This window comes from Oceanobacillus indicireducens, from assembly GCF_014647195.1.
Classification (GTDB): Bacteria; Bacillota; Bacilli; order Bacillales; family Amphibacillaceae; genus Oceanobacillus; species Oceanobacillus indicireducens.
The window spans coordinates 96902-106718 of sequence record NZ_BMOS01000012.1 but is presented as its reverse complement, the minus strand read 5'-3'; the positions used below and the strand labels follow the sequence as shown (position 1 = coordinate 106718).

The following is a 9817-nucleotide window of genomic DNA, read 5'->3' as shown; positions in this document are numbered from 1 at the left end:
TGAACAATTAGCAAGTGTTTTAGATGGAACAATGTGGAGCTTTACACTACTAACATCCCGAAAGATATCATGAGCGTTAGAGCACTAACAATGTCCATAGGCGTCACCTCCCTTCTTGAAAACTTTAAACGCTTTCAAAAAGGACAGTGCTACCTAACCCCCCACGCGAGCCAGTCTATTGTAAATATTATATCATAAAATTGATGGGATGGAGGGGGGCTTCAATAAACTCATAATTTATGTCACTGAAATAATTGTTAGTCAAGTTTAAATGGATTTTTAAAAATATTAGGTATGATGTTATTATGAAACACAAGCATAGTTTTAGTCCAAAAGGTATAACGTGGAACCAGTCAACTGCTGATTATTAAATGAATTTGGTTTATAAGTTAGGAGGTAGTTGAATGAGTGCAAAAGAAGAAGTGATAAAGATAATTAAAGACTTACCTAATGATGTGACGTTAGAAGATATTGTTAACGAGCTATCTGTTAAAGTGAAGATTCAAAAAGGGCTGGATCAACTTAATAACGGAGAATATTATTCTCGTGATGGAGTAAAGGAGAAATTTGCTAAATGGCTGAATTGAGATGGTCAAAATGAGCCGTTAATGATTTGGCCGATATCATTTCCTACAATGAAAAAAGCGTAATCTAAGAATCCTGAATTTGTAAAATAAGCCAATCCCAAACTTAAAGTAATTAACAGCAATAAAGTAATTAAAATGCTTAAAAAGACTCTCACGATTGCAAAACACTCCTTTTTGCGAAGATTCTGTATTATTTAAATCGTAACAGATACTCCAATAACTTACAATATGATATTCTTGTTCTATTAAAGGAAAGACATCTTACCTTGTTCTTGTAGGATACAATGCACTAGCCTTATTTGGAGTAGTGATTGGGGCAAGCGCTAAAAAAGAAGGTAAAGTACCTTTTTTATTGAATATAAAATAAAGAGCCAAAGAACTGAGTATGGATTAGCGCGTTTACAAAGAAGAGAGGAAAGTCAATGAAAAAATGGTTCGTTGTATCGTTGGTATTTGTTGGACTTACTCTTTTTGGTTGTTCGGACTCGGATAATGGGATTGCTGGACAAAAACCTCCAGAAGCTGTGATTGAGATAGGGAGTAAATCGTATGACACGATATTGGGCTCTTATTGCTGGGGTGAAAATGGTCAAACAACATGTGTTGATACTGCTGGACCACAAGAACTGTTGAAAGGGGTAGAGCCGATCAAGGTAAAAGCTGGAGTGAAAATATTTTTTGTGATGAATGATGAACCGCAACCAAATGAGTCTTACGTATTACAGATAAGTGAAATTGATGAAATTGAAGTAAGTGTCCAAGAGAATAGTTTCCGGGCACCTTTACAACGGGGAATATATTACTATTCTTATGGAGTATGGTGGATGGATGAGCAGGAAGAGAACGTATCCAATGGCGATGCCTTCTATAATTTTGTACTAGAAGTTGAATAAACTTTATTAAAAAATGGGTACATTAATTCAAGGGTTAACGTTATTTTTATAATGGGCAGGTTTTTTACAAGAATAAAAGACATTAGTCTAGGGAGATATGTAAGTTAATATCATGAAGGGTTATAGGCTGGATGGCAAATAACAATGTATCTAATACTCTTAAACATTCTATCTCTAAGTTAATTGCTAATTATGCAATAGAAAACACGGATCTTTATAAGTAGTGCAAATCGAACTAGAAAAGGTAGAAAGTATTTGCTTGAAGAATTCTATGATAAAGATAAGTTTATCCGTATCTTAGTTCATTTTGATATTCCAGATGAAATTCTAAAAGAACGGGTTATCAACAGTACACGTAATACCAATATATTTAGGGGTGCCTATTCTAATTTTGAGCAAGTGCTTATTCGGCAACAAGCTGAATCTTTACATAAGGATGTAGTAGACCCAGAAGAAGGGGAAGCAGACTATTTATTTGTAATTAAAGATAACAAAGAGGTTAATTCTGTCATCGAAGAAATTGTTAGTATATCTAAATGTAAATGATTATCTTTCGGTTTTAAATTAAAGTTTTTTATTGTGCTAACGGTTGCTTTAGTGGAATAATTAATTATAAAATTAATAGTTAAGAGAAAAAACCTCTTCTTTCTTTAATATTGTGTTTAGTATCGGGATATTAGTTTCCTTTTGATACTCAAGGTTTCTAACCTATTCTCTTGAAATCAATTGCTCGCCAACTTGTGGATTGATGATCACTAAATGTAATCGTTACTAAACAGGGCGGAAACGTGATTAGTTCGCAACCGGGCGTTGTTCTGGAACAAGGCTCAGCGTCCAAGCATGAGGAAAAGAGTAAGGTCGTGAATGAAATGGAGGATTATTTTTATGAAACGAAAAGTTTTATCCGTTATTCTTCTTAGTATGACTTTAATTGCAGCACTTTTAGGCATTTATGGTCAAGACATAGCTTATTATTTCGAAGACCATTTATTTTATGAGCCTCCATTTAAGACTTTAATTATTGTAACGGTAACGAGTGTTAGTTTATTTTTACTTACACTCATAATAGAAATTATCTTATTGGTAGTACAAAAAATAAAACCAAAAGTATTTCTTACGTTATCGATCACGAATGTTGTAGTTGGTTTCTTTATTTCGTGGTGGTCTTTGTTTGTTTTAGCTATGTGGTGGGGGTAATATCTGCTTATTAAAAGGTCGCAGGAGTAGAATAAATATATCCGGGGGAATAGAGTGTTACATAATACACATTGAAATTTGATGAACGAATGGTTTACAGTTGAATGTGAAATGGGTAGTCACATGAACAACAGTCATGTTAGTCCTTATTTTTTAAAGATCCTATTGCTACATACATTGAATTAAGTTTGATTATTTTAAACAAAGTTCAATAATCCGTTAAAAAATTTGATAGAATTATAGAATTACGTAATAACCAGATTATGGTAATGAAACAAACGGACCATTAATTTGAATGAAGCTTTTAATATAGATGAACCAGGCTAGAAAGTAACCTATAAGAAATGAGGGTGTTAAAATGAATTTTTTACTTTGGATAACGGTTGGTTTTATCGTATTAGGACTTTTTGTCCTTATGTCAATGAAAAAAAGCATGGAGGAAAGAGTTGCTTTAGCAATAGAAAACAAGGATGGTATGGAAGGCGAACAGATATCAACTAAACCCGTTGTTTGGTGGATTGTAGGAGCCACGGTGTGGGGATTAGTAAGTATGTTATTAATCGTGTGGTTCTTTTCTGTTTATGTGTAAATGATGGATGCAAAGGAGATAGAGGGATATCATTCTTTTTTGTGATAGTCCATATTTAAGCAATCAGAAAGACCAGAGGTATAAATAGCATAATATTTCGCGGATAAAACCTGTTTTGATAATTTTTTCAAAACAGGTTCTTTGAATCTTAAAAAATGAATTCGAACAGATGCTATTTAAATCAAATTTAATTGACTTTTTAAGCGAAATCGTCCAAACTGAAAAAGAATAAACGTTCGGTTTGAAAGTGTTGAACAAGATTAAATGGAAAGTAAAAAACAAAACTTTTCCAGGGTGAAAAGTTAAACATACGTGAAAGGGGATTGACTTAAAGATGGGACATACATTGATCCTCGCTGAAAAACCATCCGTAGCAAAAAACATTGCAGATGCCTTGCAGATCAAGACGAAGAAAGATGGTTATTATGAAGGAAATGGTTATTTTATTACATGGGCTTTTGGTCATTTAGTAGAGTTATATGACGCGAAAGATTATGAACCGAAGATGCAGCGCTGGCATATGAATTATTTCCCGTTCATTCCGCAGGCGTTCAAATATAAAGTGAAAAGCAATCCGCGGAACAGGAAAGCGGCTGACCCGGGAGCTGTAAAACAATTAAAAATTATTGAATCACTTATTAAAAAAACGGAAGTGGAATCTATTATTTCCGCTTGTGACTATGATAGAGAAGGTCAACTAATCGGTGACAGCATCATTTATCGTGGTGGCAAACGGCCGAATAAACCGGTGTACCGGCTCCTCTTGAATGAATGGACGCCAAATGAAGTGCGAAGCGGATTAGAGAAACTAAAGCAGAATGATGAGATGAAAGCCCTCCGGGACGCAGGAATCAGCAGACAATGGGCGGATTGGGTAATCGGGATTAATCTCACCTCCGTCACGACGCTGAAATACCAAGAGGGTAGTGGACAAGCGTTAAACATCGGACGCGTGCTCTTGCCGACATTAAAAATCATTTATGACCGGGATAAGGAAATTGAGAATTTCAAACCAGAAGATTATTATAAGCTTGCCGCTGTTTTTGAAACAAACGAGGAAGAGGTTTATGAAGGGACATATACAGAAGGTAAAGAAGATAAATTTAAGAAGAAAGAAACGCTTCTTGAAATCGAGGAAAAAATTGCTGGCAAACAAGGACAAGTCATTGATAAAAAAGTGACGAAGAAAAAGGAATTCCCGCCGTTTCTTTTCAACCTTTCGAATCTTCAAGGATTTATTACGAATAAATACAAAGGCTGGACCTCAGACAAAGTCCTCAAAGTTGCCCAGTCCCTATATGAGGAAAAGTTAATCACTTATCCTAGAACTTCCAGTGTCGCGCTTGATGAGAGTTTAGTCGGGAAAACGGCGCATGTGTTAAAGACGCATAGCGAAGATTTACCTTATAGAGATGAGATTAAATTTATGAAGACAAGACGGGTATTCAACAATGCAAAAGTAGAAAGCCATAGTGCGATTATTCCAACTTATTTAAAACCGAAAAGGCTCACCTCAGACGAATCAATTGTTTATCAAGCGATTAAAAACCGTTTTATAATGCAATTTATGCCGATTGCTGAATACGAGGAAACCAATCTGACGACAAAAATAATCGATGCCTCGATTGACGGTGTGTTTATAACGAAGGGAAGAGTCCAACTAATTGAAGGCTGGAAAAAAGTAGAGAAAATCCAGTCGAAGGATGTCCTTTTACCTATTATTCAAGTTGACGATCAAGTAGACATTAATGAAACAAAATTAACTGATCATGTAACGAAACCTCCGAAACAGCATACCGAAAGAACGCTGCTGCGGGTCATGGAAACGTGTGGTAAGAATATAAAAGAAGAAGACAGTGAAGCAGATGAAGAATTGCTCGGTAGCATATTAACGGGTTTTAGTATTGGTACACCTGCGACACGTGCTGAGACGATTAAGAAATTGAAGGATGTCGGTTATATTTCGGCAAAGGGAAAGAACCTAACTTGTACGGAACTAGGAAGAAAGCTTGTAGAGACTTTCCCGGTGAAAAGTTTATTTGATCTAGAATTTACCGGCCGACTTGAAAAACGTCTCGCAGATATTCAAAAAGGGGAAGAAACGCGAAAAGACTTCCTCAGCCTAATTTTTCAGTTTACAACAAAAGCGGTCGAAACTATTAAGCAAGACGAGGAAACGATCATCCATAAAGCAGCGAAAAAGAAGGCGACAAACGAAGTATTAGGTAAATGTCCAGCTTGTGGCGGGGACGTCGTTGATACTTACATGGCCTTTAGCTGTAAAAACTGGAAAACCGGCTGTAAGTTCGCCATTTGGAAAAATGATAAGTTCCTCGCCACGATGCGGAAGAAACCGACAAAAACAATGGTGAAACAGATTTTGAAAAATAACCGAGCTTACGTAAAAGGATTGACTAGTAAAAAAGGGAAGAAATTCAATGCTTACCTTTCTTATCATAAGAAAGAAGGAACAGCGTATTATAGCTGGGAAATGGATTTTAATAAGAAACAAACACATGAAAAATGACGAATTTCTTAGGTAAATGAGAGATAAAGGAATAATTTATCAAAAACCATTGAAAAACCTCCTACTAAAAGCTTACAATAGGGGCAATTGGAAAGATGTAGCAAGGAGGGATAAATCGTGAAACCTAGGAAGCTGTTAATTATTAATATTATTACGTTTCTTGTTTTTGTTGGCGTTGTTGGCCTAGGTATTTACCAAGCGAATGCGAACCGTGGCGAACTCGGGAAAACAGATAATGAAGAGTTTGAACAAGAAGAAGCAGAAGAAACCGAGGAACGGGAAGACATTGAAATCGTAGAAAAAGAAGATGATGAACCACTTGAGACACCGGTAGATACGGTGAAAAAGGAAACGCTTAGTTCTTTAGTTTTAAAGGATAAGGCAAAGTTCATCCTTGCTTCAAGTGACACAATTGAAGAGGTAGAGGAAGAGCCGCTGGAAGAACCGGAAGTTCCGGAAGAAGAATCGGTGGAAAATGAATTACCGGAAACGGAAGAACCGACGAACTGGAACTGGACCGTTCCAAATAACAATAATTCAAATACTGGAAATAATAATACCCCAGATAACTCAAGCAATTATAATAATCGTAATGATCATAACCCAGATACGCATAAGCGGCCGGCACCGTCGACTCCGAAACCGGACCCGACTCCGAAACCGGATCCGGATCCAAAACCATCAAAGCCGGAACCTGATCCAGAACCAAAGCCAGATCCGAAACCGGATCCGAAGCCAAATCCCGAACCAGATCCTGATCCGGAACCAGAACCGGAAGAGCCGATTGATGATGATCCAGACGGTGGAAGATTGCATTAATAAGATATGGAAGAAGGGATTTGTTTGAGCAAATCCCTTTTCAACTGCAGTTAAAAGAATAAGCTTTCTAAATTTAATAAAAACGATTTCATTAATAGCTTAATTAAGTAAAGTTTGCTATCATTGTAAAGTAGGTTATAAGCTAACTGGTACAAGCGTTCTTTTGTACATAATCATGCTATGAAATGAGAAGAAAAACGCTTTTACTAAACACAGAAAAAATACAAAAAGGGATGGTGTTTATAATGAACAAACCCAAAATTGTTGTCTTGGGGGCAGGTTATGCAGGGCTTACTGCAACGAGAAAATTAGCTCAAAAACTGTCACCTGAAGAAGCAGAAATTGTACTCATTAACAGGCATAACTATCACTATGAGGCAACTTGGCTCCATGAAGTTGCAGCAGGTACAATTAACCATAACCAGGCTCGCTATATGATTTCTGACGTGGTTAATCCAAAGCGTGTTCGTCTGATCTATGACACCGTAGTGGAAGTTAAAACGGAAGACCAGCGTGTCGTACTCGAAAACAGTGAAGTAGAATACGATTACCTCGTTTTCGCATTAGGTTTTGTAACAAATACATTCGGTATTAAAGGAATGGAGGATAATGCATTCTTCATTCAAGATATCGACAGTGCGCGCGTCATCCGCGAACATATCGAATATAAATTCGCACAATATAGCAGTGGTGAATCAACAGATGATAGTGATCTAACTGTGCTTGTTGGTGGCGGTGGATTTACAGGTATCGAATTTGTTGGTGAATTAGCCGAGAAGATTCCTGAACTCTGTAAGAAATATGATATCCCGCGTAACAAAGCACGCATCATTAACGTAGAAGCGGCACCATCTATATTGCCGGTATTTGAAGAGGATCTTGTAGCATATGCGAAGAAATCGTTAGAAGATCGTGGTGTTGAATTCCGAATCGGTGCAGCTATTTCGGAATGTACAGAAGAAGGATTCATTGTTGGTGAAGATAATGAATTAATTAAAGCTGGTACAAGTGTCTGGACTGGAGGTGTAATGGGAAGCCCAGTACTTGAAAAATCTGGGTTTGAAGTATTCCGTGGAAAAGTTAACGTTGACGCTGATCTACGCTTACCAGGATCTGAAAATGTATTTATTATTGGTGACTGCTCTTGGACTATGGATAAAGAAACAGGAAAACCATATCCACCAACTGGTCAATTAGCAACACAAGAAGGTGCTCATGTAGCAGAGAACATCAAGAACGCATTATATGGCCTACCATTAACAGACTTTGTTTTCGATGACAAAGGTACAGTAGCATCACTAGGAATTTCCGATGGTATTGGAAACATCTTTAATGGCGTGAAATTGCAAGGAAAGCCAGCAGCTGCGATGAAGAAGGTAGTTGACGACCGTACACTCTTGGTAGTCGGCGGACCGAAAGCATTGCTGAAAAAAGGAAAATATCGTCCTTTCTAATTTGGAATTCTACTATTAATCCACTATAAAAGGTAAAGAGGAGTAGATGAACGATGAAAAGATTTTGCAGCATTTTGTTGCTCGCTGTAGCTGCAATTGTAGGCTACCGAGCAGTAAGTGATATCCTAGAAGATTCAAGGGATTTCCGCTAATAAAACCAATTTAAAAAGTCACCCGGTTTTTAAACTGGGTGGCTTTTTTATTCATTCGTATGTTATATCTTCAGTTGAGCCATATTATAACAGAGGTGATAAAGTTGCGCCGTAATACTTTATATTTTGTGCTCACCCTGTTATGGTTTCTCTTGTCTATAGCGGTTGTTTCTGCAGAAGATGATGAAATTATGCTTCAGAGAGACGAACTCCAATCTTATTCCCTATCTGATTGGGCACATGGATTTGTAAATTGGGAAAGGCTGGATGAATTAATGGATCAATTGGCAGAACAAGTTAAAGAGCCCCCTACTAACGCAACACTTGGCAACGGCTTTGAAATTATCGAGGGGCAGCCTGGAAAAGCGTTGGATCGAATTGCTTTTACAACCTCTTTTTTAAAGGCATTTTATACTGGAGAGGATCAGGTGGTTGAAATCCCGACTAAAGCAGTTCGACCAAGGGTGAGTCAGGAAATGCTGCGGGAAATAACTCAAAAACGTCTTGGCTCTTACACGACTTACTATAATTCCGCAAACAAAGAACGGACAAAAAATATTAACCTTTCTGCAGAAGCTGTACATGGAACGGTTATTTTTCCTGGTGAAGTGTTTTCATTTAATGATATTGTTGGTGAACGAACAGAAGAGAAAGGGTATCAACGAGCGCCGGTTATTGTAAAAGGTGAGTTCTCAGAAGATATCGGCGGGGGTATTTGTCAATTATCATCAACAATTTTTAATGCAGTTGATTTACGTGGTATCCAAATGATTGAAAGGTACACTCATAGCCGCTCCGTTCCTTACGTACCCCCGGGAAGAGATGCAACCGTAAGTTGGTGGGGACCAGATTTTACATTTAAAAATTTATACAATGAACCAATCGTGCTTACCGCCTATGCAGCAAATGGCAGCTTAACAGTTGAAGTATTCTCTTCTGAAACAGTAGATTATTTCCAATCAAAATAAAAGCAGTATCCCGGGTTCATGGGGATACTGCTTTATGTGCATCAGTTACTCAGCTTTATGAAGTTCTAGTTCGAAGTGGATTTTTACTTCGTCGGATACGAGTACGCCGCCTGTTTCAAGTGTAGCATTCCAAGTAAGTCCGAATTCTTTACGGCTGATTTTCGTTTCACCGCTGAAGCCGGCAACTGTAGAACCGCTCATCGGGTCTTTACTTTGACCTTCAAATGTAACGTCTAATGTAACTTGATTTGTATTTCCGTTAATTGTTAAATCGCCAATTACATCATATTCATTATTTCCTTTGCGTTTTACATCTGTTGAAACAAATGTAAGTGTCGGATGATTCTCTACGTCAAAGAAGTCTGCAGAACGAAGATGGTTATCACGGTCTTCGTTACGTGTGTTTATACTTGCAGCATCAATCGTTACTTCGATTTTCGAATCGGTAAGGTCTTCCACATCTGCTTCGATCACTGCATCAAATTTGTCGAATGTTCCTTTCGCTCGAGAAATCATCATGTGTTTAACCGAAAAACCTACTTCACTGTGCGCCAAGTCTACCGTCCATTTTTCTCTAGTCATTTAAAATCCCTCCAAATATTATTAAGTATTCCTCAATACTTACTTTCTG

At 37.4% G+C, this 9817-nt stretch carries 9 protein-coding genes and 1 pseudogene; 9 read left to right on the top strand and 1 reads right to left on the bottom strand.

All coding sequences use genetic code 11. From position 1 onward, the window contains the following. The first annotated feature begins 404 nt into the window (after positions 1–404). From IEX94_RS10330 to IEX94_RS10290, 9 genes and pseudogenes are all read left to right on the top strand, one after another. Complete coding sequence (locus tag IEX94_RS10330; RefSeq protein ID WP_188857106.1) at positions 405–587, top strand: hypothetical protein; 183 nt, start codon at positions 405–407, stop codon at positions 585–587. 422 nt (positions 588–1009) lie between these two features. Then, a complete protein-coding gene (locus tag IEX94_RS10325) occupies positions 1010–1480 on the top strand; it encodes a hypothetical protein (protein ID WP_188857105.1) in 471 nt (156 codons plus the stop codon). A 152-nt stretch (positions 1481–1632) separates the two neighbouring features. Then, positions 1633–2026: pseudogene (locus tag IEX94_RS10320) on the top strand (ATP-binding protein); the annotation flags it as partial. A gap of 339 nt (positions 2027–2365) precedes the next feature. Beyond that, a complete protein-coding gene (locus IEX94_RS10315) occupies positions 2366–2677 on the top strand; it encodes a hypothetical protein (protein ID WP_188857103.1) in 312 nt (103 codons plus the stop codon). 358 nt (positions 2678–3035) lie between these two features. Next, on the top strand, positions 3036–3266 hold the full coding sequence (locus IEX94_RS10310; RefSeq protein ID WP_188857102.1) for a hypothetical protein: 231 nt from the start codon (positions 3036–3038) through the stop codon (positions 3264–3266). 334 nt (positions 3267–3600) lie between these two features. After that, complete coding sequence (locus IEX94_RS10305) at positions 3601–5793, top strand: type IA DNA topoisomerase (RefSeq protein ID WP_188857101.1); 2193 nt, start codon at positions 3601–3603, stop codon at positions 5791–5793. A gap of 117 nt (positions 5794–5910) precedes the next feature. Then, positions 5911–6612 carry a hypothetical protein gene (locus IEX94_RS10300; RefSeq protein ID WP_188857100.1) on the top strand — a complete coding sequence of 234 codons (702 nt, stop codon included), beginning with the start codon at positions 5911–5913 and terminating at the stop codon, positions 6610–6612. Positions 6613–6857: 245 nt separating this feature from the next. Then, complete coding sequence (locus tag IEX94_RS10295; protein ID WP_188857099.1) at positions 6858–8066, top strand: NAD(P)/FAD-dependent oxidoreductase; 1209 nt, start codon at positions 6858–6860, stop codon at positions 8064–8066. A 256-nt stretch (positions 8067–8322) separates the two neighbouring features. Further along, positions 8323–9186: a VanW family protein gene (locus IEX94_RS10290; protein WP_229782663.1), complete on the top strand. Its 864-nt coding sequence runs from the start codon at positions 8323–8325 to the stop codon at positions 9184–9186. 45 nt (positions 9187–9231) lie between these two features. Here the strand turns inward: IEX94_RS10290 and IEX94_RS10285 are convergent, their stop codons facing one another. Then, the gene (locus IEX94_RS10285; protein ID WP_188857098.1) at positions 9232–9768 is read right to left on the bottom strand and encodes a YceI family protein; all 537 of its coding nucleotides are present in this window, start codon (positions 9766–9768) and stop codon (positions 9232–9234) included. Between the last annotated feature and the right edge of the window lie 49 nt (positions 9769–9817).